Annotated in this window: 20 protein-coding genes; 10 read left to right on the plus strand and 10 right to left on the minus strand. The window is 74.0% G+C overall.

Annotated elements, in window-relative coordinates; all coding sequences use genetic code 11:
* Positions 1–16 precede the first annotated feature (16 nt).
* The 7 genes from JOE61_RS08515 (at position 17) to JOE61_RS08545 (ending at position 6,881) form a co-directional block, all read left to right on the plus strand.
* Entirely contained in the window at positions 17–430 is a 414-nt protein-coding gene (locus tag JOE61_RS08515) for a hypothetical protein (protein ID WP_193669659.1), read from the plus strand.
* Entirely contained in the window at positions 427–1,965 is a 1,539-nt protein-coding gene (locus JOE61_RS08520) for a sodium/solute symporter (protein ID WP_204797184.1), read from the plus strand. Before JOE61_RS08515 ends, JOE61_RS08520 begins: the two co-directional genes overlap by 4 nt.
* Before the next feature lie 259 nt (positions 1,966–2,224).
* Complete coding sequence (locus tag JOE61_RS08525) at positions 2,225–3,175, plus strand: siderophore ABC transporter substrate-binding protein (protein ID WP_193669660.1); 951 nt, start codon at positions 2,225–2,227, stop codon at positions 3,173–3,175.
* A 20-nt stretch (positions 3,176–3,195) separates the two neighbouring features.
* Complete coding sequence (locus JOE61_RS08530) at positions 3,196–4,230, plus strand: ABC transporter permease (RefSeq protein WP_204797185.1); 1,035 nt, start codon at positions 3,196–3,198, stop codon at positions 4,228–4,230.
* Positions 4,220–5,233, plus strand: coding sequence for an iron chelate uptake ABC transporter family permease subunit (locus JOE61_RS08535; RefSeq protein ID WP_204797186.1), 1,014 nt, complete (start codon positions 4,220–4,222; stop codon positions 5,231–5,233). Before JOE61_RS08530 ends, JOE61_RS08535 begins: the two co-directional genes overlap by 11 nt.
* On the plus strand, positions 5,230–5,988 hold the full coding sequence (locus JOE61_RS08540) for an iron ABC transporter ATP-binding protein (RefSeq protein ID WP_193669661.1): 759 nt from the start codon (positions 5,230–5,232) through the stop codon (positions 5,986–5,988). Before JOE61_RS08535 ends, JOE61_RS08540 begins: the two co-directional genes overlap by 4 nt.
* A gap of 137 nt (positions 5,989–6,125) precedes the next feature.
* On the plus strand, positions 6,126–6,881 hold the full coding sequence (locus JOE61_RS08545; RefSeq protein ID WP_193669662.1) for a fibronectin type III domain-containing protein: 756 nt from the start codon (positions 6,126–6,128) through the stop codon (positions 6,879–6,881).
* Here the strand turns inward: JOE61_RS08545 and JOE61_RS08550 are convergent.
* From JOE61_RS08550 to JOE61_RS08580, 7 genes are all read right to left on the minus strand, one after another.
* Positions 6,860–7,564 carry a sirohydrochlorin chelatase gene (locus JOE61_RS08550; RefSeq protein WP_193669663.1) on the minus strand — a complete coding sequence of 235 codons (705 nt, stop codon included), beginning with the start codon at positions 7,562–7,564 and terminating at the stop codon, positions 6,860–6,862. The two genes, JOE61_RS08545 and JOE61_RS08550, sit on opposite strands and share 22 nt — an antisense overlap.
* Positions 7,561–8,685: a uroporphyrinogen-III synthase gene (locus JOE61_RS08555; RefSeq protein WP_193669664.1), complete on the minus strand. Its 1,125-nt coding sequence runs from the start codon at positions 8,683–8,685 to the stop codon at positions 7,561–7,563. The genes JOE61_RS08550 and JOE61_RS08555 overlap by 4 nt, the downstream gene beginning before the upstream one ends.
* Before the next feature lie 59 nt (positions 8,686–8,744).
* The gene (gene nirD / locus JOE61_RS08560; protein WP_193669665.1) at positions 8,745–9,128 is read right to left on the minus strand and encodes a nitrite reductase small subunit NirD; all 384 of its coding nucleotides are present in this window, start codon (positions 9,126–9,128) and stop codon (positions 8,745–8,747) included.
* Positions 9,125–11,719 carry a nitrite reductase large subunit NirB gene (gene nirB, locus JOE61_RS08565; protein WP_193669666.1) on the minus strand — a complete coding sequence of 865 codons (2,595 nt, stop codon included), beginning with the start codon at positions 11,717–11,719 and terminating at the stop codon, positions 9,125–9,127. Before nirB ends, nirD begins: the two co-directional genes overlap by 4 nt.
* Positions 11,720–11,892: 173 nt before the next feature.
* A complete protein-coding gene (locus tag JOE61_RS08570) occupies positions 11,893–13,332 on the minus strand; it encodes an FAD-dependent oxidoreductase (RefSeq protein WP_307822886.1) in 1,440 nt (479 codons plus the stop codon).
* Positions 13,329–15,431, minus strand: coding sequence for a molybdopterin oxidoreductase family protein (locus tag JOE61_RS08575; protein ID WP_193669667.1), 2,103 nt, complete (start codon positions 15,429–15,431; stop codon positions 13,329–13,331). Before JOE61_RS08575 ends, JOE61_RS08570 begins: the two co-directional genes overlap by 4 nt.
* The gene (locus tag JOE61_RS08580; RefSeq protein WP_193669668.1) at positions 15,431–16,942 is read right to left on the minus strand and encodes an MFS transporter; all 1,512 of its coding nucleotides are present in this window, start codon (positions 16,940–16,942) and stop codon (positions 15,431–15,433) included. The genes JOE61_RS08575 and JOE61_RS08580 overlap by 1 nt, the downstream gene beginning before the upstream one ends.
* A 187-nt stretch (positions 16,943–17,129) precedes the next feature.
* Here JOE61_RS08580 and JOE61_RS08585 point away from each other — a divergent pair, with 187 nt between their 5' ends.
* From JOE61_RS08585 to eutC, 3 genes are all read left to right on the plus strand, one after another.
* On the plus strand, positions 17,130–17,642 hold the full coding sequence (locus JOE61_RS08585) for a metallophosphoesterase family protein (protein WP_193669669.1): 513 nt from the start codon (positions 17,130–17,132) through the stop codon (positions 17,640–17,642).
* Positions 17,643–17,736: 94 nt separating this feature from the next.
* On the plus strand, positions 17,737–19,140 hold the full coding sequence (locus JOE61_RS08590; protein WP_193669670.1) for an ethanolamine ammonia-lyase subunit EutB: 1,404 nt from the start codon (positions 17,737–17,739) through the stop codon (positions 19,138–19,140).
* Complete coding sequence (eutC, locus tag JOE61_RS08595; protein ID WP_193669671.1) at positions 19,137–19,922, plus strand: ethanolamine ammonia-lyase subunit EutC; 786 nt, start codon at positions 19,137–19,139, stop codon at positions 19,920–19,922. The genes JOE61_RS08590 and eutC overlap by 4 nt, the downstream gene beginning before the upstream one ends.
* Here eutC and JOE61_RS21630 read toward each other — a convergent pair.
* The 3 genes from JOE61_RS21630 to JOE61_RS08610 form a co-directional block, all read right to left on the minus strand.
* Positions 19,877–21,676: an ABC transporter substrate-binding protein gene (locus JOE61_RS21630; RefSeq protein WP_307822887.1), complete on the minus strand. Its 1,800-nt coding sequence runs from the start codon at positions 21,674–21,676 to the stop codon at positions 19,877–19,879. The two genes, eutC and JOE61_RS21630, sit on opposite strands and share 46 nt — an antisense overlap.
* Positions 21,677–21,799: 123 nt before the next feature.
* On the minus strand, positions 21,800–22,804 hold the full coding sequence (locus JOE61_RS08605) for an ABC transporter permease (RefSeq protein WP_193669672.1): 1,005 nt from the start codon (positions 22,802–22,804) through the stop codon (positions 21,800–21,802).
* A complete protein-coding gene (locus tag JOE61_RS08610; RefSeq protein ID WP_193669673.1) occupies positions 22,788–24,257 on the minus strand; it encodes a sugar ABC transporter ATP-binding protein in 1,470 nt (489 codons plus the stop codon). The genes JOE61_RS08605 and JOE61_RS08610 overlap by 17 nt, the downstream gene beginning before the upstream one ends.
* Positions 24,258–24,302 lie beyond the last annotated feature (45 nt).

The raw sequence follows: 24,302 nt of genomic DNA on the forward strand, positions 1-24,302 counted from the left end.
CCGTCGAGGGGCGCAGGTGAACGAGCCGCCGGCCCGGGTGCGGGTCACCGGCCCGCCGAGGCGGCGTACGCCGCTGGCGCGCACCCGCGAGGTCGACGCCGAGACCCCGCTGGGCGCGGTCTACCTGGGATCGCTGCTGCGCGAGCAGCTGTGGCTGGCGGTGCGCACCCTGGTGGCGCTGGGCCTGGGGCTGGGCCTGGTGCCGGTGCTCTTCCTGCTGGTGCCGGGGCTGACCGACGTGCAGGTGCTGGGGCTGCCCCTGGCCTGGCTGGTGCTGGGGGTGCTGGCCTACCCGTTCCTGGTGCTGCTGGGCTGGCGCTACCTGCGGCGCGCCGAGGGCAACGAGGACGCCTTCGTGGAGCTGATGGAGGCCGGGCGCGCCCCCGGACCGACCCCCGGCCCGACCCCCGAGCGGAGGCGGCGGCGGTGAGCCCTGGCCTCGGCGCCGCCCCGGGCATCGTCGCGCTGGTCCTGGTCAGCGTGGCCACCCTCGCGATCGGCACCTACGGCCTGCGGTTCTCGCGCACCACCAGCGACTTCATGGTCGCCTCGCGCACGGTGCGCCCGCGGATGAACGCCTCGGCGATCAGCGGGGAGTACCTCTCGGCGGCCTCGTTCCTCGGCGTCGCCGGGCTGCTGCTGACCTTCGGCGCCGACATGCTCTGGTACCCCGTGGGCTGGACTGCCGGCTACCTGGTGCTCCTGACGCTTGTGGCGGCCCCGCTGCGCCGCTCGGGCGCCTACACGCTGCCGGACTTCGCCGAGGCCCGCCTCGACTCGCAGGCGGTGCGCCGGGCCTGCTCGCTGCTGGTCGTGGCGATCGGCTGGCTCTACCTGCTGCCGCAGTTCCACGGCGCCGGCATCACCCTGGCCAGCGCCGTCGGCGGCCCCACCTGGCTGGGCTCGCTGGTGGTGGGCTCGGTGGTGCTGATCAACGTCATCAGCGGCGGGATGCGCTCGATCACGCTGGTCCAGGCCTTCCAGTACTGGCTCAAGCTGACCGCGCTGCTGGTCCCGGCCGCCGTGCTCCTCGTGGTGTGGGCCGGCGACGGACGCCCCGGCCCCGCCGCCGGCTCGTCGGAGCCCGGCGGGTCGCTGTCGTGGTCGAGCCCCCTGGCCGAGTCGGGGTCGATGGGGCTCTACCTGACCTACTCGCTGATCGTGGCCACGTTCCTGGGCACCATGGGCCTGCCGCACGTGGTGGTGCGCTTCTACACCAACCCCGACGGCCGCGCCGCGCGGCGTACGACGCTGGTGGTGCTGGTGCTGATCGGCGTCTTCTACATGGTGCCGCCGGTCTACGGCGCGCTCGGGCGCGTGTACGCCGCCGAGCTGGCCGCCAGCGGCCGCTCCGACGTGCTGGTGCTCGAGCTGCCGCGGCTGATGCTGCCCGGCCTCGGCGGCGACGTGCTGACCGGGCTGGTCGTGGGCGGCGCCTTCGCGGCCTTCCTGTCGACGTCGTCGGGGCTGGCCATCGCGGTGGCCGGGGTGCTGAGCCAGGACGTCACCGGGCGCACCTACGCCGGCCGGCGCCTGGGCGGGGTCGCGGCCTTCCGGGTCGGTGCGGTGCTGGCGGTGGTGGTGCCGGCGACGGTCTCGCTCACGGAGTCGCAGGTGGGGGTGGCCACGACCGTGGGGCTGGCCTTCGCGGTCTCGGCCTCGACCTTCTGCCCGCTGCTGCTGCTGGGCATCTGGTGGCGCGGGCTCACCGCCGCCGGCGCGCTGGCCGGCCTGGCCGCCGGCGGCCTCGGCTCGGGCCTGGCCGCGGTGCTCACGCTCTTCCCCGGGTGGGCCGACGGGTGGGTCGAGGTGCTGCTGCGGCGCCCGGCGGCGTGGAGCGTGCCGCTGTCGTTCCTGGTGATGGTGGCCGTCAGCCGCGCCACCCGCGGCCGAGCCCCCCTGCACGTGCGCCGCTTCATGGTGCGCCTGCACACCCCCGAGGCGCTCGACCTCGACCGGGGCTGACTCCCGCCCGCCAGCCCTTCCCGGGTCGTGGTCCGGGTCGTGGTCCGGGTCGTGGTCCGGGTCGTGGCCCCTGGCCGCGCCATACCGCGTCCGCAGGCACACGACCCGAGCCACGACCCAGGCCACGCCCCAGGCCACGACCCAGGCCACGACCCAGGCCACGACCCGATTCGTCCGGCAACCGGGACCCGCGAGCACGACCGGCGTCATTAAGGCTACCCTTACTAAGGTAAGCCTCACCTCTTAGACGGAGTACTCGATGACCCTGCGCCGCCCCCGACCGACCTCGGTCGCCCTCGTCGCCCTCGCCCTGCCCAGCGCCCTCGTCCTGACCGCCTGCGGCAGCGACGACACGACCGCGACCGACACGGGCGCCGCCACCGTCACCGTCGAGACCGCGCAGGGGCCCGTCGAGGTGCCGCGCGAGCCCGAGACGGTCATCACCTACGACATCGGCGTGCTCGACACCATCGACACCCTGGGCGGCGAGGTCGCCGGCGTGCCCGAGTTCGCGATGCCCGACTACCTCTCCGCCTACTCCGACGCCCCGGTCGTCGGCAGCCTCTTCGAGCCCGACTTCGAGGCGGTCGCCGAGATCGACCCCGACCTGATCATCGTGACCGGCCGCAGCCTCGAGGCGATGCCCGACCTCGAGGAGATCGCCCCGACCATCGACCTGTCGACCGACGAGGCCGACTACCTGGGCTCGGTCGAGCGCAACGTGCGCTCCCTGGCCACCATCATCGGCGAGGAGGACGCCGCCGAGGACGCCCTGGCCGACCTCCAGGCCGACGTCGAGGAGACCCGCGCCGCAGGCTCCGAGGCCGGCACCGGGCTGATCGTGATGACCTCCGCCGGCGAGGTGTCGGCGTACGGCGCCGGCTCGCGCTTCGGCCTGGTGCACGACGTGCTCGGCGTCGAGCCGGCCGTCGACATCGACTCGGCCACCCACGGCGAGCCGGTGTCGTTCGAGTTCGTCGCCGAGGCCGACCCCGACTGGCTGTTCGTCGTCGACCGCGACGTCGCCATCGGCGAGACCTCCGGCGAGTCGGCCGAGCAGGTGCTCGACAACGACCTGGTCGCGCGCACCACCGCTTGGTCGCAGGACCAGGTCGTCCAGCTCGACCCGATGGCCTGGTACATCGTCAGCGGCGGTCTGACCGCCACCGCCACGATGGTCTCCGACGTGGCCGACGGGCTCGCGTCCTGAACGCAGCACCCGGCTCGGTGGTGACCGCCACGACCCCCTCGCCCCCACCGGCCCCGAGCCCCGCCGTACGCCGCGCGCGCCGGGGCCGGTGGGGTGCCGCGGCGCCGCTGCTGCTCGGCGCCTCGGTGGTCGCGGCCCTGGCCCTGCTCAGCCTCTTCGTAGGCGTCAGCGACGTCTCCCCCGCCGCGCTGCTGCGCGGTGACTCCGACGCGTGGGAGCTGGTCGCGGTCAGCCGCGGCCCGCGCACCACCGCGCTGGTCCTGGCCGGGGTCTCGCTGTCGATCGCGGGCCTGATCATGCAGGTGCTGGTGCGCAACCGCTTCGTCGACCCGAGCACCGCCGGCACCGTCGACTCCGCCACGCTCGGGCTGGTCGTGGTGATGCTCTACGCGCCGGGGCTGCCGTTGATCGCCAAGGCCGGGGTGGCCAGCGTCTTCGCTCTCGCCGGCACCGGCGTCTTCCTGGCGCTGCTGAGCCGGATGCCGCTGCGCTCGCCCGTCATGGTGCCGCTGGTCGGCCTGATGTTCGGCGGCGTGGTCGGCGCGGCCTCCTCGTTCGTGGCCTACCGCTTCGACCTGGTGCAGTCGCTGCTCGCCTGGACCACCGCCGACTTCTCCGGCATCCTCCGCGGTCGCTACGAGCTGCTCTGGGTGGCCGGGGTGCTGGCCGTGGTCGCATGGGTGGTGGCCGACCGGTTCACCATCGCCGGGCTGGGCGCCGAGGTCGCCACCGGCCTGGGCGTCGACCACCGCCGGGTACTGATGACCGGGCTGGTGGTGGTGGCGCTGGTCAGCGCGGTGGTCGTGACCACGGCCGGCGTCATCCCGTTCCTGGGCCTGGTCGTGCCCAACGTGGTGCGGCTCTTCCTGGGCGACCACGTGCGGCGCAGCATCCCGTGGGTCGCGCTGGTCGGCGCCGGCTTCGTGCTGGTCTGCGACGTGCTGGGCCGGACCCTGCGCCACCCCTACGAGATCCCGCTGGGCGTCGTCGTCGGCGTCGTGGGCAGCGTCGTGTTCCTCGTGCTGCTGCTGAAGGGATCGTCCCGTGTCGGTTGAGACCGCGCCCGCGGCGGCGTACGCCGCTGCCCCGCGCGACGACTCGGAGCGCCGCGCCCGGCTGCTCACCGGGTTCAGCGTGCTGGCCGCGCTCGTCGTCTGCGCGGTGTTCGTGCTCTGGGACCTGCCGAGCGCGTGGGAGTACGTGCTCGAGCTGCGCGCCCGCAAGGTCGCGGCGCTGGCACTGGTCGCGGTCGCCGTGGCGGTCTCGACGGTGCTCTTCCAGACCGTCACGGCCAACACGATCCTGACGCCGGGGATCATGGGCTTCGACGCGCTGCACCTGCTCATCGCCACCCTGGTGGTCTTCACGGTCGGCTCCGGCGCCAACGCCGTCACCAGCGCCGACGGCGCCCGGGCCCTGTGGGCGCTCGAGACCACGCTGATGGTCGTCGTGGTGGCGCTGCTGAGCCAGTGGCTGTTCGTCGGGGCGCGGCGCGACCTGCACGTGCTGGTGCTCGTGGGCATCGTCGTGGGCACCCTCTTCCGCTCCGTCACCAGCCTGCTGCAGCGGATGCTCGACCCCACGCAGTTCGCGGTGCTGCAGGACTCCTTCTTCGCCTCCTTCAACACCGTCGACGAGACCCTGCTCGGGCTCTCCGCCATCGCGGTCGGGCTCACCCTGGCGGCCGTCTTCCGCCTGCGGGCGACCCTCGACGTGCTGGCGCTGGGCCGCGAGGTCGCGACCAGCCTGGGCGTCGACCACCGCCGCACGGTGATGGGCGTGCTGGTGGCCGTCGCCGTGCTCGTCTCGGTCTCCACCGCCCTGGTCGGGCCGATCACGTTCTTCGGGCTGCTCGTGGCCCACCTGGCCTACCGGGTCGTGGGCCACCGGCACCGCCACAGCCTGCCCACCGCCGCAGCCCTCGCCGTGGTCACGCTGGTGCTGGGCCAGCTGCTCCTCGAACGCGTCTTCTCCTACGCCACCGGGCTGTCGATCATCATCGACTTCGCCGGCGGCGTGCTCTTCCTCGCCCTGGTCCTCAGGAGGTCCCGCCGGTGATCACCGTCCGCTCGCTGACCAAGCAGTACGACGACACCGCGGTCGTCGACGACGTCACCCTCGACCTCGCGGGGCCCGGCGTCACGGCGCTGATCGGACCCAACGGGGCCGGCAAGTCGACGCTGCTCTCGGTGGTCGCCCGGCTGCTCTCCGCCGAGCGCGGCACCGTGCACGTGGGCGGGCGCGACGTGCACCGCACCGGCTCGCGCGAGCTGGCCACGGTGCTGGCGGTGCTGCGCCAGGAGCACGACCTGGCGGCCCGGCTGACCGTGCGCGACCTGGTCATGTTCGGCCGGTTCCCGCACTCGCGGGGCCGACCCACCAGCCACGACGTCGCGGTGGTCGAGGAGGTGCTGTCCCGCCTCGAGCTCGGTGGGCTCTCGCACCGCTTCCTCGACCAGCTCTCCGGCGGACAGCGCCAGCGGGCGTTCATCGCGATGGCCCTGGCCCAGCAGACCGAGTACCTCCTGCTCGACGAGCCGCTCAACAACCTCGACCTCGCGCACGCGGTGGCGATCATGCGGATGCTGCGCACCGCCGCCGACACCCTCGGCACCCGCGTGGTCGTGGTGCTGCACGACATCAACTTCGCCTCGCGCTGGGCCGACGAGATCGTCGCCATGGCCGGCGGACGGGTGGTGGCCCAGGGCCCGCCCGCCGAGGTCATCACCCCCGAGGTGCTGCACGGTCTCTACGGCGTCGACGTGCACGTCGAGACGGTGCGCGGGCACCGGGTGGCGGTCCACTACGGCTGAGTCGTGGTCCGGGTCGTGGCTCGGGTCGTGGCCCGGGTCGTGGCCTGTGGACGCGGTCTGGCGCGTCCGGGGACACACGACCCGGACCACGACCGGAACCACGACCTGGGACACGACCTTGGTGCGAGGATGACGCCGTGCCCTCCCGGACCCTCCCCGCCGCCCTGCTGCTGTGCGTCACCGCGCCCGCGCTCACCCTGCTCGGCCCCGTCGCGGCCAGCCCCGTCGCCGCCAGCCCCGCCGTCGCGGCGCAGGAGGAACCACCCGCCGACACCACTCCCCCGCAGATCGACCTCGACCCGTGCTTCGGGTCGGAGCCGTGCCAGCGCCAGGCGGCGTACGTCGCGGGGTGGCTCGACGAGGGCGACGACCTGGCCGTGCTAGGCGCGCTCCTCGACGGCGAGCCGGTGGCCGAGCGGGTGTACGACGACGGGTCGGGGTTCGAGCCGCACGGCTGGTTCCACGCGCCCGGCCAGGACGTGGTCTACGAGGTGGACTACGCGATGGTGGTCGGTGTGCCGCAGGGCGAGCACCAGGTGACCTTCTACGCCCGCGACCTGGCCGGCAACGAGGCCTCGCGCACCACGACGGTGGTCGGTGCCGAGCCCCCGGGGCGCCCCGGCGAGCTGCGCGCCCACGAGCGGCCGCGCCGCGGCGGCTTCGTCCTGCGCTGGGACTACGCCGAGCAGAACGGCTCGTACGTGCACCGCTACCGCGTGCGGCACGGCCGGGAGGACAGGTGGACGGTGGGTGGCGTCCCGTCGACCCCGGACACCCGCCTGGCGTGGTTCGGCCTGCAGCCGGGCTGGCACACGTTCCGGATCCGCGCGACGAACGGCGTCGGCGAGGGCCGGGCGACCCGGCTCCGCGTCTACCTGCACCGCCCCGGCTGAGACCCCGCCTCCCCCAGCAGGGCGCGAGCGCGCTCCACGACGAGGTCGACCACCAGCGGGTGCTCCCCCAGCACGTCGGCGCAGGAGCCCGCACCGGCGGTCTCGGCCATCTCGCGCACCTTCCGCGAGAACAACCCCGGCGAGAGCAGGTACGGCGAGACCGCGTCCCCCGGCCGGACGACCTCCTCGGGCCGTCGTCCGTAGCCCGAGAGCGTGGTGAGCCGCACCCGCCCGCCCCACTCCTGGCCCAGCAGCCGGGTGGCGCCGCGCAGGTCGCGCCAGGCGCGCAGGTCGGTGGAGCCGGCCGCGACCATCACCAGCGGCGCCCCGGGCTCGGCGCCGGCCTCGACCAGCCGGTCGACCTGGGCACGGGCCAGCAGCGGGTCGGGACCGAGCGGGCGCCCGAGCGCGACCGGCACGCCGGCAGGCGCGGCCGCACAGGCCTGCGGCAGGTCCTGGCGCACGTGGAAGCCGGTCGAGAGCAGCAGCGGCACCACCGCGGCCGGCCCGTCCAGGCGCGCCACGACGTCGGCGAGCAGCGGCTCGCTCAGCTCGACGTACGCCGCCGTCGCGGGCACGCCGAGCCGCTCGGCCGCCGCGGCCGTCAGGCGCCGCGCGGTCTCGTTGCCGCCGGCGCGGCGGGTGCCGTGCGCGACCGTGACGAGGCGGGGCGCACGACTCACGCATCCACCGCCAGGCGGTAGCCGCGCTTGACCACCGTCTGGACGGCGCGGGTGCCGAGAGCGGCCCGAAGGCGCGCCACGGCCATCTCGACCGCGTGCTCCGACCCGGCCGTGCCACTGGGCAGCATGGCCAGGAGGGCGCGGCGCGAGACGACATTGCCCGGGTTGGCCACGAGGGCCTGCAGCACCGAGGCGGGTGCGGGCGAGAGCCGCACCTCGGCGCCGTCGAGGAGCACGTTGTCCCCGTGCAGCAGCAGCTGGTGCCCACCGACCAGCTCGACGGCCAGGCCGGAGCGGCGCGAGGGCAGCTCGCTGGCCAGCAGCTTGACCATCGCGACCAGCCGGGAGCGCTCGGGGTAGACGGTGGGCACGCCCCACAGCTCGAAGGCCGCTGCGGTGACCGGGCCGACGCACACAGCGAGCACGTCGGCCTGGAAGGCGCTGACCACGTCGTCGCGCCGCCCCACCGAGGCGGCGGCGTCGAGCAGCGCCGCGACCGCGGGCGCGGCGGTGAAGGTGACGGCCTGCACGTCGCCGTCGGCGATCTCGTCGACCAGCCGGAACATGGGCGTGGGGTCCTCGGCGCCCACCACGCGGTAGACGGTCACCACGTCGACGACGGCGCCCTGGCGGCGCAGGGCGTGCGCGACCATGGAGAGCGACTGACCGTGCTCCTGCACCACGATCCGCCGGCCCGCCAGGTCCCGCCCGCGCAGGTGGTCGAGCACGTCCTCGAAGAGCTCCGACTCCGGTGCCCACAGCTCGCGCAGGCCGGCGCCGCGCAGCGCGCCCACGCTCTTGGGCCCGCGGGCCAGGATCTCGGCCGGGCGCAGGGCGTCGAGGAGCTCCTCGCGCAGCCCCCAGGACTCTGCCGCGCGCAGCCAGGCCTTCATGCCGACCCCGGTCGTGGCCAGGAACAGGTCGGGTGGCTGGGCGACCACCGCCTCGGTCGCCCGGCGCAGCGCCGCGTCGTCGACGCGGGTGGGGTCGTTCGAGAGCGCCGGGGCCCAGACGACCTCGGCGCCGCGACGCTCGATGAGGGCGATCTGCTCCTCGACCTTGCGCGAGGCCGTGACTCCGATCCGGAAGCCGTCGAGGCTCCCGCCACCGGACTCGTCCATCTCCTCGGCCCTCCCGTCGGCGTCCGGTCCGACGCCTGGTGCCAGGGCCTTCCCGGGGGTCACAGCGTGCACTCGGGCCGCCGCCCGCCCACCTGGACCTCTCCGCCGACGAGACGGACGTCGTAGGCGGCGACCCCCAGGGTGGGGTCGTCGAGGCACCGGCCGTCGCGCAGCGCGTAGTGCTCCTTGTGCAGCGGCGAGGCCACGAACACCTCGTCACCGCGTGTGCCGATGATCCCACGCGAGAGCACGGAGGCCCCGGTCACCGGGTCGATGTTGGACAGCGCGTGCACCTGGTCGTCGTGCGTGCGGAAGATCGCGACCGCCTCGCCGCGCACCAGGGCCGGCACACCGGCCTCACGGGCCAGGGAGGCGAGGGCACAGACCGGCACCCAGTCCACCGCCTCGGGCGGGCGCTCCTCGTGGGGAACCGCGGCGCTCATGCCGGCGCCCCCACCGGGATCGTGGCCCCCAGGTCGACCGGCCCGGCGGGGCCGGCCGGCCCCGAGGGCACGATCTGGTCGCGTGCCGTGCCGAACGACACGGCCGGGTCGGGGGTCTCGGGCGCATTGACGAACGACACGAAGCGGGCCAGCTTGTCGGGGTCGTCGAGCACCGCCGACCACTCGTCGACGTACGTCGCGACGTGGCGCGCCATCGCCGCCTCCAGCTCGCTGCCGAGGCCGAGCACGTCGTCGACGACGACCTCGCGCAGCCGGTCGAGCCCGCCCTCCAGCGAGTCGAGCCAGGGCGCCGTGCGCTGGAGACGGTCGGCGGTGCGCACGTAGTACATGAGGTAGCGGTCGAGGTAGCGCACCAGCGTCTCGTCGTCGAGGTCGCCGGCCAGCAGCCGGGCGTGGGCCGGCGAGGCGCCGCCGTTGCCGCCGACGTAGAGGTTCCAGCCCTTCTCGGTGGCGATCACGCCGAAGTCCTTCGACCGGGCCTCCGCGCACTCGCGGGCGCACCCCGAGACGCCGCCCTTGAGCTTGTGCGGCGAACGCAGGCCCCGGTAGCGCAGCTCGAGGTCGATGGCCATCTGCACGGAGTCCTGCACCCCGAAGCGGCACCACGTCGAGCCGACGCACGACTTCACCGTGCGCAGCGACTTGCCGTAGGCGTGCCCCGACTCGAAGCCGGCGTCGACGAGCCGGCGCCAGATCACCGGCAGCTCCTCGACGCGGGCACCGAAGAGGTCGATGCGCTGGCCACCCGTGATCTTGGTGTAGAGCCCGTGGTCGCGGGCGACCTCGCCGATCACGATGAGCTTGTCGGGGGTGATCTCGCCGCCCGGGATCCGCGGCACCACCGAGTAGCTGCCGTTGCGCTGGATGTTGGCCAGGAACGCGTCGTTGGTGTCCTGCAGCACCGCGCGCTGCCCGCCGAGCACGTGCTCGTTCACCAGGCTGGCCAGCACGGAGGCGACGGTCGGCTTGCACACGTCGCAGCCGCGGCCAGTGCCGTGGGCCTGCACGACCTCGTCGAACCCGCGGTAGCCGTGGATGGCGATGACGTCGAAGAGCTCGGCGCGCGAGAGCGCGAAGTGCTCGCACAGGGCCCGGCTGACCTCGCGCCCCTGGGCGGCGAAGTGGTCCTCGACGAGCGCCTTGACGGTGCCGACGCAGGAGCCGCAGGTGCTGCCCGCACCGGTGCACGCCTTCAGCCCCGCGACGTCCTCGCAGTGGTGCTCGACGCCGTCGGGACCCGGGTGTGCCACGTCGAGCCGCTCGAGGAGCGTGGCCTTGGTGACGTTGTTGCAGGAGCAGACCTGGGCCTCGGGCGGCAGCGCGGCCACGCCGGTGGCGCCCCCGCCGCGCCCGGGGGGCAGGATCAGCTCCTCGGGGTTGTCGGGCAGGTCGATGCCGCTGGCGACCATCGGCCGCAGCACGCCGTACGCCGACGCGTCGCCGACGAGGATCCCGCCGAGCAGCCGCCGCCCGTCGTCGCTGACGACGAGCTTCTTGTAGAGCCCCGCGACCGCGTCGGCGAAGACCAGCTCGAGGGCGCCCTCGGTGGTGGCGAAGGCGTCGCCGAAGGAGGCGACGTCGACCCCCAGCAGCTTGAGCTTGGTGGACATGTCGGCGCCCGCGAAGCGCCCCGGCCCGCCGAGCAGGGCGTCGACGACCACCTCGGCCATGTCGTAGCCCGGGGCGACCAGCCCGTACATCCGGCCGCCGGGCGCGGCGCACTCGCCGACCGCCCAGACCCGTTCGTCGCTGCTGCGGCACTGCTCGTCGACCAGCACGCCACCACGCTCGGCCACCTCGAGGCCGGCGGCGCGGGCCAACGAGTCGCGGGGCCGGACACCGGCCGAGAACACCACGACCTGGGCATCGACACGCTCGCCCCCCGCCAGCGCGAGACCGTCGACACGGCCGGCGCCGGTCACCGACTCGGTGGCGACGCCGGTGTGCACGCGCACCCCCAGCCCCTCGACGTGGCGCACCAGCGTGGCGCCGGCGGTCTCGTCGAGCTGCACCGGCATCAGCCGCGGCGCCATCTCGACGACGTGGGTCTCCAGGCCGAGCTGGACCAGCGCGTTGGCCGCCTCCAGCCCCAGCAGCCCGCCGCCGACCACGACCCCGGCCGTCGCCGACCGGGAGGCCTCCCTGATCGCGTCGAGGTCCTCGATGGTGCGGTAGACGAAGCAGCCGTCGAGGTCGCGCCCCGGCACCGGCGGCACGAACGGCGCCGCCCCGGTGGCCAGGACCAGCTGGTCGTAGGCAAGCACCCGCCCGTCGGAGAGCCGGACCGTGCGGGCGGCCCGGTCGAGGGCGGTGACCTCGGTGCCGAGCAGCAGCTCGACCGCCGGGTCGTCGTAGCTCCCGGAGGGCAGCAGGGAGAGCTCTTCGGGGCCCGACGCCGCGAAGTACGACGTCAGCGCCACCCGGTCGTAGGCCGGGCGCGGCTCCTGGCCCACCACGACCACGTCGTGGGTGGCGGTCAGGCCGCGCTCGACCGCGGCCTGCACGAGGCGGTGGCCGACCATGCCGTGGCCGACCACGACCAGGCGCGGGCGGGGGGTGGTGCTCGTCATCGGTTCTCCCTCACTTGGTGCAGTGCTCGGAACGGGGCTCGGAACGGGGCTCGGAACGGGGCTCGGACCGGGGCTCGGACCGGGGCTCGGAACGGGGCTCGGGTGGTGCGGGACTGCCTGACCAGGCTGGGCCGGCGAGGTTGCCCCGCGGTGACCTCGTCGATGACGTCGTGTCACTTTGTCCGCACGACCTCACAGGCCGGTTCGGCCGCGGTGGTGCCGACCAGCTGCACGCAGGTCGCGGTGCACGACCCGCAGCCGGTGGTGGCCCGGGTCTTCTCGCGCGCCTCCTGGAGGTCGGCGCAGCCCCGCAGCCGGCCGGCGCTCACACCGGCGCAGGCGCAGACCTCGACGTCGTCGGGCAGGGCGGTCGCGGTGGGCGCCGCGGCGCCCCGCTCGGGCAGCAGCAGCTGGCCCGGCTCGTGGGGGCCGAGCACCGTGCCGCGGTCGTAGTGCTGGGTGATCAGGCCGACGCGCGACAGGTCGCCGACCAGGGCGGCGGCCACCACGACGCCGCCGCGCACCACCAGCCGCGAGTGCTTGCCGACCACGGGGTTGGTGACCTCGACGACCTCTCCTGCGGCCCCGACGGGGTCGCCGAGCACCGCCACGTCGAGACCGGTGGCCCGCAGCCTGGCGACCCCCCGCGACCCTGCGTGGGCGACGTCCTCGCCGCACAGCCGGCGTGCCAGCACCGCGGCCTGGTCCCAGGCTGGGGGGACGAAGCCGGTGGTGGTGCCGCGGTGCTCGGCGCAGTCGCCGATCGCGTGCACGGCAGGGTCCGTCGGGGAGGTGAGGTGGTCGTCGACCACGACGCCCCGACGCACGGCCAGCCCCGCGGCCCGCGCCAGCGAGGTCGACGGGCGCCCGCCAGCGGTGAGCACGACCAGGTCGGTGTCGAGCACGGCGCCGTTGTCGAGGCGCACGCCGGTGACGCCCTCGCCCGAGGCCGGCTCGACCAGCCGGACGGCGCGCGCCCCGGTGTAGACCGTGGTGCCGAGCCGGCGCAGGCTGCGTGCCAGCACCTGTCCGGCTCCGGCGCCGACCTGTCGGGAGAGCAGGTGCTCGGCGCCCTCGACGACCTCGGTGGACACCCCGCGCACCGAGAGCGCCCGGGCCACCTGCAGCCCCAGCAGTCCACCGCCCACGACCACCGCCCGACGGGCGCCAGGCACGGCGGCGACCAGCCCGTCGCAGTCGGCGAGCGAGCGGAAGGCGTGCACCGACGGGTGCAGCCGCCCCTCGGGCGTGACCAGCCCGCGCACGGGGGGCAACGTGGGCAGCGACCCGGTGGCCAGCACCAGCCGGTCGAAGGGCACCACGGTGCCGTCGACGAGCATCACGTCGCGGTGCTCACGGTCGACGGCGAGCACCTTGGTCCCCAGGCGCAGGTCGATGCCGTGCTCGGCGTACCACTCCGCTCTGCGCAGCCCGATCGCCCCGGCGGCGTGGGTGCCCTCGAGCACCGCCGAGAGCAGGATGCGGTTGTACGCCGGCACCGGCTCGTCGCCCAGGACGGTGACCCGTCCGGCGTACGCGCCGGCGACCAGCTGCTCGACCAGCCGGGTGCAGGCCATCCCGTGGCCCACCACCACGAGACGCTCGCGGCTCACGCGGCACCCACCCGGGCCGCGCAGACCTTGAACTCCGGCATCCGGCTGGCCGGGTCGAGCGCGTCGTTGGTCAGCCGGTTGACCCCGAGCCAGTGGAACGGCACGAAGACGGTGTCGGGCCGGATCGTGTCGACGACCCGGGCGGGGGCGCGCAGGGTGCCACGGCGGGTCCCGACCTCGACGAGCATCCGGTCGGCGACCCCGAGCCGGGCCGCGAGCTGCGGGTGCATCTCGACGAACGGGCCCGGGTCGGGCAGCGCGGCGATCCGCCGGGTCTGCGCGCCGGACTGGTACTGGGCCAGCACCCGCCCCGTGGTCAGGTGCAGCGGGTAGTCCGCGTCGGGCGGCTCGGCCGGCCCCCGGTGGTCGACGGCGTGGAAGCGGGCGCGGCCGTCCGGCGTCTCGAAGCGCTCGGAGAAGAGCCGGGGTGTGCCGGGGTGCGCTGCGCCCTCGGTCGCCGGGCACGGCCAGAAGACGCCGTGCTCGGCCTCGATGCGGGCGTAGGTGATGCCGCTGTAGTCGGCGACGCCACCCGCCGAGGCCCGCCCGAGCTCGGCGAAGACCTCCTCGGGGTCGGTCGACAGCGGCACCGGCGAGCCCAGCCGCTGAGCGAGCCCGGCCATCACGTCGAGGTCGGAGCGCACGCCCTCGGGCACCGGCACCGCCTGGCGGCGCAGCACCACCCGTCCCTCGAGGTTCGTCATCGTGCCCGTCTCCTCGGCCCACTGCGTCACCGGCAGCACCACGTCTGCCAGCGCCGCGGTCTCCGAGAGCACCAGGTCGCAGACCACCAGCAGGTCGAGGGCCTCGAGCCGCTCGGTCACCCGGGTGGCCCGGGGGGCCGAGACCACGATGTTGGAACCCATCACCAGCAGCGCCCGGGGACCGGTCGGGGTCCCCAGCGCGTCGAGCATCTCGTACGCCGAGCGGCCGCGCCCCGGGATGGCGCCGGGGTCCACTCCCCAGACCCGCGCCACGTGGGCGCGCGCCTCGGGGTCGTCGATCATCCGGTAGCCGGGCAGCTGGTCGGCCTTCTGGCCGTGCTCGCGCCCGCCCTGCCCGTTGCCCTGGCCGGTCAGGCAGCCGTAGCCGGCGTGCGGGCGACCCGGCATGCCCAGCGCCAGGGCGACGTTGATCCAGGCCAGCACGGTGTCGGACCCCTGGGCGTGCTGCTCGGCGCCGCGGGCGGTGAGCACCACGACGCGACCGGAGCCCGCGAGCAGCTCGACCAGGGCCTGCTGCTCGGCGACCGCGACGCCGCTGACCCGCTCGACGCGCTCGGGCCACCAGCCGGCGACCGACTCGGCGACCGCGTCCCACCCCCGCGTGCGCTCCTCGACGTACGCCGCGTCGACGTGGCCGCCGGCCACCAGCAGGTGCAGCACCCCCAGCGCCAGCGCCAGGTCGCCCCCGGGAACCGGCTGCACCAGCACGTCGGCGTGCGCAGCGGTCGGGGTGCGCCGCGGGTCGACCACCACGACCTGCCCGCCCCGCTCGCGCAGCCGGTCGAGGTGGCGTGCGGCAGGCGGCATGGTCTCGGCGAGGTTGGAGCCGACCAGGACCACGACGTCGGCCTGCTCGACGTCGGCGAGCGGGAAGGGCAGTCCTCGGTCGATGCCGAAGGTGCGGGTGGCGGCCGAGGCCGCCGAGCTCATGCACCAGCGCCCGTTGTAGTCGATCTGGCTGGTCCCGATCGCGACCCGGGCCAGCTTGCCCAGCTGGTAGGCCTTCTCGTTGGTCAGCCCGCCGCCGCCGAAGACCCCGATCGCGTCGGCGCCGTGGCCCTCGCGCAGGTCCGAGAGCCGGGCGGCGACCAGGTCGAGCGCCTCGTCCCAGGAGGCCGCGCGCAGCTCGCCGGTGGCCCGGTCCCGCAGCAGCGGGGTGGTCAGCCGCTCGCGGCTGCCGCTCAGCCCGCCGGCCGTCCACCCCTTGCGGCACAGCGCCCCCTCGTTGACCGGGAACTCCGCCCACGGCTGCACCTCCAGGCGCGCCCCGCCCCGGCCGGAGCCGGTCAGGGTCATGCCGCACTGCAGCGAGCAGTAGGGGCAGTGGGTCCGGGTGCCCTGCGGGCCCCCGGACGGGGGCGCGGCGCCGGTCATCAGGCGCGGGCGGCCGCGAGCGGTGCGGTGGGACGGATGTAGACCGACCAGGTCACCAGCGCGCAGAGCACGTAGTAGGAGATGAACAGCACGAAGGCGGTCTTGACCGCCGCGAGCGGGTCGGCGATCCAGGGGGCGCCGAACATCATCGGGATCAGGAAGCCCCCGATCGCACCGGCCGCGCCGATGATGCCGACCGCCGCCGAGGACTCCTTGGTGGCGCGCAGCAGGGCGCTGCGGTGCTCGGGCGTGCCCGTCTCGGTGCCCGCGGCGTGCTGGTGGCGCCAGATGGTGGGGATCATCCGGTAGGCAGACCCGTTGCCGACGCCGGTGGCGGCGAAGACGCACAGGAAGAAGGCCAGGAAGAGCGGGAACCACGACGAGTTCGCGTCGGCCACCGCCAGGTCGCCGGCCGGGTTGGCCACCACCTGGCTCAACGTCCACAGCACCGCACACGTGGAGGCGATCATCGCCACGAAGGCGGCCAGGGTCACCCGGGCCCCGCCAAAGCGGTCGGCGAGCCATCCGCCGAAGGGGCGGGTGAACGAGCCGACGAGTGCGCCGAGGAAGGCGTAGAACACGAAGTTGATGCCGCCGGTGACGGCACCGGTGGACGGGTCGACCACCGAGAAGTTCACCTTGATCAGCAGCGGCATCGCAGCGGAGTAGCCGATGAAGGAGCCGAAGGTGCCGATGTAGAGGAAGCTCATCACCCACGTCTGGGGGCGCCGGAGCACCGCCGCGCTCTCCCTGCTCGAGCCGGTGGCGGTGCCGAGGTTGTCCATGTAGAAGTACGCGCCCAGTGCGGCCGCCACGGCCAGGGCGACGTAGACCCATCCGGCCCGCTCGAGGTGGATGCCCCCCTCGGCGGCCTTCACCAGCCCGAACACACCGGCCGCCCCCACGATGACGGGCAGCGCGAACTGGATGACGGCCACGCCGATGTTGCCGCCTGCGGCGTTGAGACCGAGCGCGGCCCCCTTCTTGTCGGAGGGGTAGAAGGCGTTGATGTTGGCCATCGAGGACGCGAAGTTGCCACCGCCCAGGCCCGCGGTGGCCGCGATCAGCACCATCACCCAGTACGGCGTGCCGGTGCGCTGGACGGCCACCACGAACAGGACGGTGGGCACCAGCAGCAGCAGCGCGCTGGCCACGGTCCAGTTGCGTCCGCCGAAGCGGGGGACGGCGAAGGTGTAGGGGATCCGGATCAGCGCGCCGACCAGGTTGGGGGCGGCGACCAGGAAGAACAGCTGCTGGGGGCTGTAGCCGAAGCGGCTGCCGAGCATGGCCGCGGACACGCTCCAGATCAGCCACACCGAGAAGCCCAGGTGCTCGGCGAAGATCGACCAGCCGAGGTTGCGACGGGCGACCTGCTTGCCGCCGCCCTCCCAGAAGTCCTGCTCCTCCGGGCGCCAGTCGTCGATCCAGCGCCGGGTGCGGCGTGGCGCCGGGGCGCAGGGCGGGCTGGCTGCCGGTGCAGCGGCGGCGGGTGTGGGCTGCAGGGTGGTCATGGCGGTTCTCCTCGGAGGAGCACGGGACGGGTGCGCGCCGACCAGTCGGTGACCGGCGTGCTGCCAGCCTCCCGAGCCCAGGTTTCAGCCTGCGTGCGCCTGACGCGTCGCTCCCGTCAACTTCCGCTCACGGCCTCACACCCCTCACGACCTCACCGTCGATCCCGGCACGGCGCACACTGGGGCGGTGCCGACCCGACTGCTCATCACCGCCGACACCCACCTCCCCCGGCGCGCCAAGGCGCTCCCTGAGGAGGTGTGGGCAGCGGTCGAGGAGGCCGACGTCGTGGTGCACGCCGGCGACTGGGTCGAGGTGTCCCTCCTCGACGAGCTCGAGCAGCGCAGCCGCCGCCTGGTCGCCGTGCACGGCAACAACGACCACGGGGTGCTGCGTGAGCGGCTGCCACTGGTGGCCGAGGCCGAGATCGAGGGGCTGCGGCTGGGCGTGGTGCACGAGACCGGCGACAAGCAGGGCCGCGAGAAGCGCTGCGACGCGGCCTACCCGCACCTCGACGTGCTGGTCTTCGGCCACAGCCACATCCCGTGGGACACCACGACCCCGGGGGGCCTGCGGCTGCTCAACCCGGGCTCACCGACCGACCGGCGCCGCCAGCCGCACTGCACCTACCTGACGGCGAACATCACCGACGGGTCGCTGCACGCCGTGGTGCTGCACCGGCTCCCGCCGCGCAGACCCTGAGGAGGGGGCAGGAGCCGTTCCGGCCGGTGTACGTCGTTCGACGGACGCGGCAGGGCCCCGAGCCCGACTAGCCTCGCGGGAACGAGGAGGCCTCATGCGATACCGACACCGCCTCGGCGGTCGCACCTACGAGTTCGACGGGCTGGTGCAGCTGATGGGCAGGGCGTCGCCGGCGCGCTCGGGCGACGAGCTGGCAGGATGCGCCGCCGCGAGCGACGCCGAGCGCGCCGCCGCGAGGTGGGCCCTGGCAGACGTGCCGCTGACCCGTTTCCTCGAGGAGCACCTGGTCCCGCCCGAGGACGACGACGTGACCCGGCTGATCCTCGCGTCGCACGACGAGTCCGCGTTCTCCGCCGTCTCGCACCTGACGGTGGGGGGCCTGCGCGAGTGGCTGCTCGCCGTGGCCGTCGAGGCGGACGGTGCGCAGCGGCTCACCCGCCTGGCCCCCGGCCTGACCCCCGAGATGGTGTCGGCCACCTCCAAGCTGATGCGCAACCAGGACCTCGTGGCGGTCGGCGCCGCGACCAGGGTGGTGACCGGCTTCCGCACGACCGTCGGGCTCCCCGGGAGGCTGTCGACGCGCCTGCAGCCCAACCACCCGACCGACGACGCTGCCGGGATCGCTGCCGCCGTGCTGGACGGCCTGCTGCTGGGCGCCGGCGACGCGGTCATCGGGATCAATCCCGCCTCCGACAACCCGGCCACCGTCACCCGCCTGCTGCGGATGCTGGACGAGCTGCGCCAGCGCTACGAGATCCCGACCCAGTCCTGCGTGCTCACCCACGTGACGACGACCCTCGACCTGCTCGAGGCCGGTGAGCCCGTCGACCTGGTGTTCCAGTCGATCGCGGGCACGGAGGGGGCGAACAGGGGCTTCGGCGTCGACCTCGGACTGCTGGCGCAGGCCAGCGACGCGGTGCGCTCCACGGCACGGGGCACGGTCGGGCAGCAGGCCATGTACTTCGAGACCGGCCAGGGATCGGCGTTGTCGGCCGACGCCCACCTCGGGACGGACGGGCACCCGGTGGACCAGCAGAGCCTGGAGTGCCGCGCGTACGGCGTGGCCCGCGCGTTCGACCCGTTCATCGTCAACTCCGTGGTGGGCTTCATCGGGCCGGAGTACCTCTACGACGGCAAGCAGATCCTGCGTGCCGGGTTGGAGGACCACCTCTGCGGCAAGCTGTTGGGGGTCCCGATGGGCGTGGACGTCTGCTACACCAACCATGCCGAGGCCGACGCCGACGACATGGACACCCTGCTGACCGTGCTCGGGGTGGCGGGGTGCTCGTTCGTCATCGCGGTCCCCGGGTCCGACGACGTGATGCTGGGCTACCAGTCGACCTCCCACCACGACGCGTTGTACGTGCGCCGTGTCCTGGGCAAGCGCCCGGCCCCCGAGTTCGAGGCGTGGCTGGACCGGGTCGGGCTGCTCGCGCCGGACGGTGGCGTGCGCAACGTGGACCCGGCGGGCACGGTCCTGCGGACGCTGGCCCGATGAGCGGCGACTTCTGGGCCGGTCTGCGCGGGTCGACGCCGGCCCGCATCGGACTGCACCGCACCGGCGACGCGCTGGACACCCCGGCACTGCTGTCGCTCGGCGCCGCCCACGCCCTGGCCCGGGACGCCGTGCACCGTCCCCTGGACGTCGAGTCCGTCACCGAGCAGCTGCGCGGCCTCGGCCTGGGCGAGCCGGTCGTCGTCCGGAGCGCCGCGCCCGACCGGCGCACCTACCTCGCCCGTCCCGACCTCGGCCGCCGTCCGTCGGGCGACCTCGCCCCTGCGCGCGGTCGTGCCGTCGACCTGGCGGTGGTGGTGGCCGACGGGTTGTCCTCGGAGGCCGTGGAACGGCACGCGACGCCGTTGCTCGGCGAGCTCGTCACCCTCCTGCCGGGCCTGGTGCTCGCGAGCCCCGTGGTGGCGACCCAGGCCAGGGTCGCGCTCGGCGACCACGTCGGCGCGCACCTGGGTGCCGCACTGGTGCTCGTGCTGATCGGTGAACGGCCCGGCCTGTCCAGCACCGACAGCCTCGGCGCCTACCTGACCTGGGAGCCCCGCCCCGGCCTCGGCGACGCCGCGCGCAACTGCGTCAGCAACATCCGCCCGCCGCACGGGCTCGACTACCCCGCGGCCGCGCGGGTCCTGTCGATGCTGGTGGCGGGGGCGCGCCGGCTCGGCGCCACCGGGGTCCACCTCAAGGACCGGTCCGGCGCCGTCGCACCCGGGGGCACCACCGATCAGCTGGGCCACCAGGGTGGCAGCCGCAGCCCCGACTCGGTGTAGGGCGCGGGATGCACGATCCGCTGCCTGTTGTCCTGTATCTGGAACACCAGGTGGGCCATCGAGATGGACGGATCCGGCGTGGCCAAGGGGTAGGCGAGGGCGGCCTGCCCCGCTCCGGCGAAGCTGTAGGCGCCGTTGACCCCGCGGTGCACGCCCTGGCGCAGCGCCTCCGAGACCGAGCCGAAGTCCCGCGCCGAGTCCGCCGCCCCCCAGGCGTCGGCGAGGATCCGGACCCGGTCGTAGGCGATCCCCGCGTGTGAACGACCGGGCGGCACGGCCCAGGCGCGCCGGTAGGAGTCGATGAACCGTCGAGCGACCTGGTCGGAGTAGGTGCCGGTGGTGGTGGCCCACAGCAGACCCTCCGCCGCCGGGCCCATCTCGACCCGGAACCTGGGGATCGAGGGGGCGTAGAGGGCGTAGAGCAGGGTGGGTGCGGGGTCGGCCTGGAAGGCGCGCACGAACGAGATGGTCTCGTGGGTGAAGAAGCTGCCGATCATGACCGCCGCCGGCGCCCGGGCGGCCACGCGTCGGCCCTCCTCGGCCCACTGCTCCGCCGACGCGATGTCGTCGGCGATGTAGTCGAGCTCCCACCCCGCTGCCTCGGCCATCGCCACGGCACGCTCGATACCCAGGTCGCCGAGCTTCCACCGCCCCCGCACGATGGCCAGCGAGCGTGAACGACGCGGCAGCTGGCCACTGTCCCGCAGCTCGGTGAGCGCGTGCACGAAGCCCGGGCCGTAGTTGATGTCGCTGGGGCAGATCTGGAAGATGTGTCCGTACCGGCCGGGGTTGTGCTCCACGAGCCGCACCATGGACTCGAGCGTCGCGGCGTGCAGGTACGGCGCACCGTGCTCGGCGGCGATCTCGTGCGCGACCTCCTGGTCGCCCAGGTACCCCGACACCAGGGCGTCCACGTCGCGTCCGGCGAGCTCGGAGAAGGCTGACCGGATGGACTCGCCGTCCTTGATGTCGAGGTCGACGTTGACGAGCTCGACCGGACGCCCACCGATCCCGCCGCGGAGGTTGACCTGGTCGATGGCCAGCTGGCTGGCTCGGATCATCTCCTCCCCGTCCTCGGCGATCTCCCCGGTCACGGGGAAGGCGCTGCCGAGCAGGATCGGGCGGCGCACCGAGCGCCTGCGCGTGGTGGGCGCCGATGCACTGTCCCCTCGTCTCGACAACCCTCCGGAGGACGCCGGGGCCCTGGTCGCGTCCGGGTCGCTCAGGATGCCGTGCAGCAGGCGGTCGAAACCGTGGGGCCCGCCGGTGACCGGCAGGAGGATGAGGCTCTCCTCGAGCGCGGTCACCGCAGCGGCGGCCCGGGAGCGCACCTGGAGCTTGCCGAGGACCCGTTCGACGTGCGTGGTGACGGTGCGCACGCTGGCCCACAGCCGCTCGGCGATCTCGGCGTTGCCCAGACCGCCGGAGAGCAGCGTGAGCACCTCCAGCTCCCGTTGGGTCAGGGAGTAGGGAGGCTCGCTGTCCTCCACCCAGGACAACGACGTGCGCCCACCGACCCCCGCACTGCGCACCGTGGCGAAGACCAGCCGGCGGGACTCGTCGCGCCAGTAGAAGGACAGCTCGTGCGCGCCCTGCAGCCGACCGGCCCTGCGGGCCAGCTCCAGCAGCTCCTGCCAGGCGCCGGGGCCCTGGGCCAGGCTCACGCCGCGGGCGGAGGCCGGCTCTCCGTGCCTGTCGAGCACCACCTCGTGGACGGCGGCTCCGGGCACGGGCGGGCGGGCGTTGGCGGGCACGTCTTCTCCGATCTCTGCGAACCTGGGCCCGAGCCCGTCCCAGACTCTAGGGCCGGGCGCCGGATGGCCAGTGGCGTCGTGCGTCCCGAGTCCGAACCGTGAGGAGGCCGTGATCGGCTCGGGTCACGAGCGCCGGCGCGACCACGAGTCCAGCCCGACGGCGAGGAGCACGATGGTGCCCTTCGCGATCAGCTGCCAGTTCTGCGAGAGGTTGAGGCTGTAGAACAGGTTCGTCAGGGTCGCGAAGATCAGCAGCCCCACGACGGTGCGCCACACCGCGCCCTCGCCACCTCGCAGCGAGGTGCCTCCCACGATCACGATGGCGATCGCGTCCAGCGCGACGTTGGCGCCGACATCGGCCTGTCCCACGCCCAGCCGTGACGCATCGATCGTGCCTGCGAAGGCCGCCAGGGCGCCGGTGAGCACGTACACGCTGGCCGTGAGGTCGTTGACCCGCAGCCCCGACAGCCAGCCCGCCTCGTGGTTGCCGCCGATCGCGTAGATGTTGCGGCCGTAGCGGGTCAGCGCGAGCAGCACCCCACCGGCGACGAAGGTGAGGGCAAGGACCAGGATCGGGGTGGGAACCCCGGCCACGCTCGACCGGGCGAGCACCTTGAACTGCGGGTCGGAGACGATGAAGGGCGCCGAGCCGGAGTAGAGGTAGGCCACTCCCGAGATCACGGAGGCACTGCCCAGGGTGGCCACGAACGGGTTGATCCCGACCCGGGCGACGAGCAGTCCGTTGAGCACGCCACAGACCAGGCCGGCCCCCAGCGCGGCGGCGAGCCCCAGGCTCGGTGAGCCCGTCGAGATCGCGACGCCGGCCGCCACCGTGGCCCCCAGGGCGTACGTCGCTCCGACCGAGAGGTCGAAGCCGCCGGAGATGATGACGAAGGTCATGCCGAGGGCGACGATCCCGACCGCGGTGTTCTGCAGGAGCAGGTCGCGCAGGTTCTCCGGCGACACGAACCCCGGGTAGAGGACGGTGGCGAGCACCACCAGGCCGGCCAGGACCAGGATCATGGCGTAGCGCTGCAGGAGGGCCGCGGGCCCGGGACGCTCGCGCGACCCCGTGCTCGGTGCCGCGACCCGGGTCGGCGGCGAGGCGAGGTCAGTGGGCTGGTTCATGCTTCTCTCCTGGGCTGAAGCCGTGGTGGACCACGGCGTCGACGGTGAACTCGGGGTCGTCGGCGGATATCTCGCGCACGACACGTCCATGGGCGAAGACGAGGAGCCGGTTCGCGATGGCGAGGACCTCCTCGAGCTCCGAGGACGTCACCACCACGGCGGCGCCCTCCTCGGCCAGTCGGACGAGCGAGGTCAACACCTCGGCCTTGGCGCCGATGTCGATGCCTCGGGTGGGTTCGTCGATGAGGAAGACGTCAGGTCGGTGGCCGGCCCACTTGGCCAGGAGCACCTTCTGCTGGTTGCCCCCGGACAGGTTGCGCACCGGCTCGCCGAGGCGGCGGCGGTCGAAGGCGAAGAACTCGCCGGTCCGGCCCGCCTCGGCGCGCTCGGCACCTCGGTCGAGGAAGGGACGTCCGCCACCGGGGCGGCCCAGCCAGTAGTTGCTGGCACCGTCCATCCCCAGCACGAGAGCCTGCTTGCGCGACTCCGGGACCATCACGACGCCCGCGTCGACGCTGTGCCGGACCCGCCCGGGCCAGCTGCGCTCCTCGCCGCGCAGGCGCAGGACCCCGCGCGACGCCGGCTCGGCCCCGGCCAGGGAGCGCAGGAAGGTCGTGCGCCCCGAACCGACCAAGCCCCACAGACCTACGATCTCTCCGGCGCGCGCGGTCATGGCGATGTCGCTGAGGACGCCCGGCAGGTTCACGTCCTCGACGTGGAGGACCTCCGCTCCCAGCGGGTGGCTGCCCCGGTCGGCGAGCTTGTCGACGGCCCGACCCACCATGTGCTCGATGAGCGTGGGCCGGGTCCACTCCGAGCGTGCGGCGCTGCGCACCACGGCCCCGTCGCGCAGCACCGTGATCGTGTCGCTGAGGTCGAGCACCTCGTCGAGGTTGTGGCTGACGAACACGATGGTCGTGCCCCGCGCCGTCAGCGTGCGCAGCACCCGGTAGAGCGTCTCGCGCTCGTGCTCGGCCAGGGCGGCGGTCGGCTCGTCGAGGACCACGATCCTCGCGTCGCTCTGCACACCGCGCATGATCTCCAGCATCTGCTGCTGGGAGACCGAGAGCGCGCGCACCGTCGCGTCTGGCGGCACGTGCACGTCGAGCTCCTCGCACAGCTCGAGGTAGCGGCGACGCATCCAGCGTCGGTCCAGCAGACCGCGCCGGGTGCGGGTCTGCCCGAGGAAGACGTTCGCCTCCGCGGACAGCCCCGGCACCATGGTCAGCTCCTGGTAGACGGTCACCAAGCCGTGCTCGCGGCTCTCCCGCGGGTCGGCGCCACGCAGGCGCCGGCCGAACACCTCCACGGTGCCGCCGTCGACTCCGAGCCGACCGCTGATCATGCCGAGCAGGGTGGACTTGCCGGCTCCGTTCTCGCCCACGAGGGCGTGCACCTCCCCGGAGCGGACGGTGAGGTCGGCACCCTGCACGGCGACGGCGCCGCTGAACACCTTGCGAGCGCCTCGGCACGCGATGGCCGGGACCGTGTCCGCCTC

Source organism: Nocardioides salarius (assembly GCF_016907435.1).
GTDB lineage: Bacteria > Actinomycetota > Actinomycetes > Propionibacteriales > Nocardioidaceae > Nocardioides > Nocardioides salarius.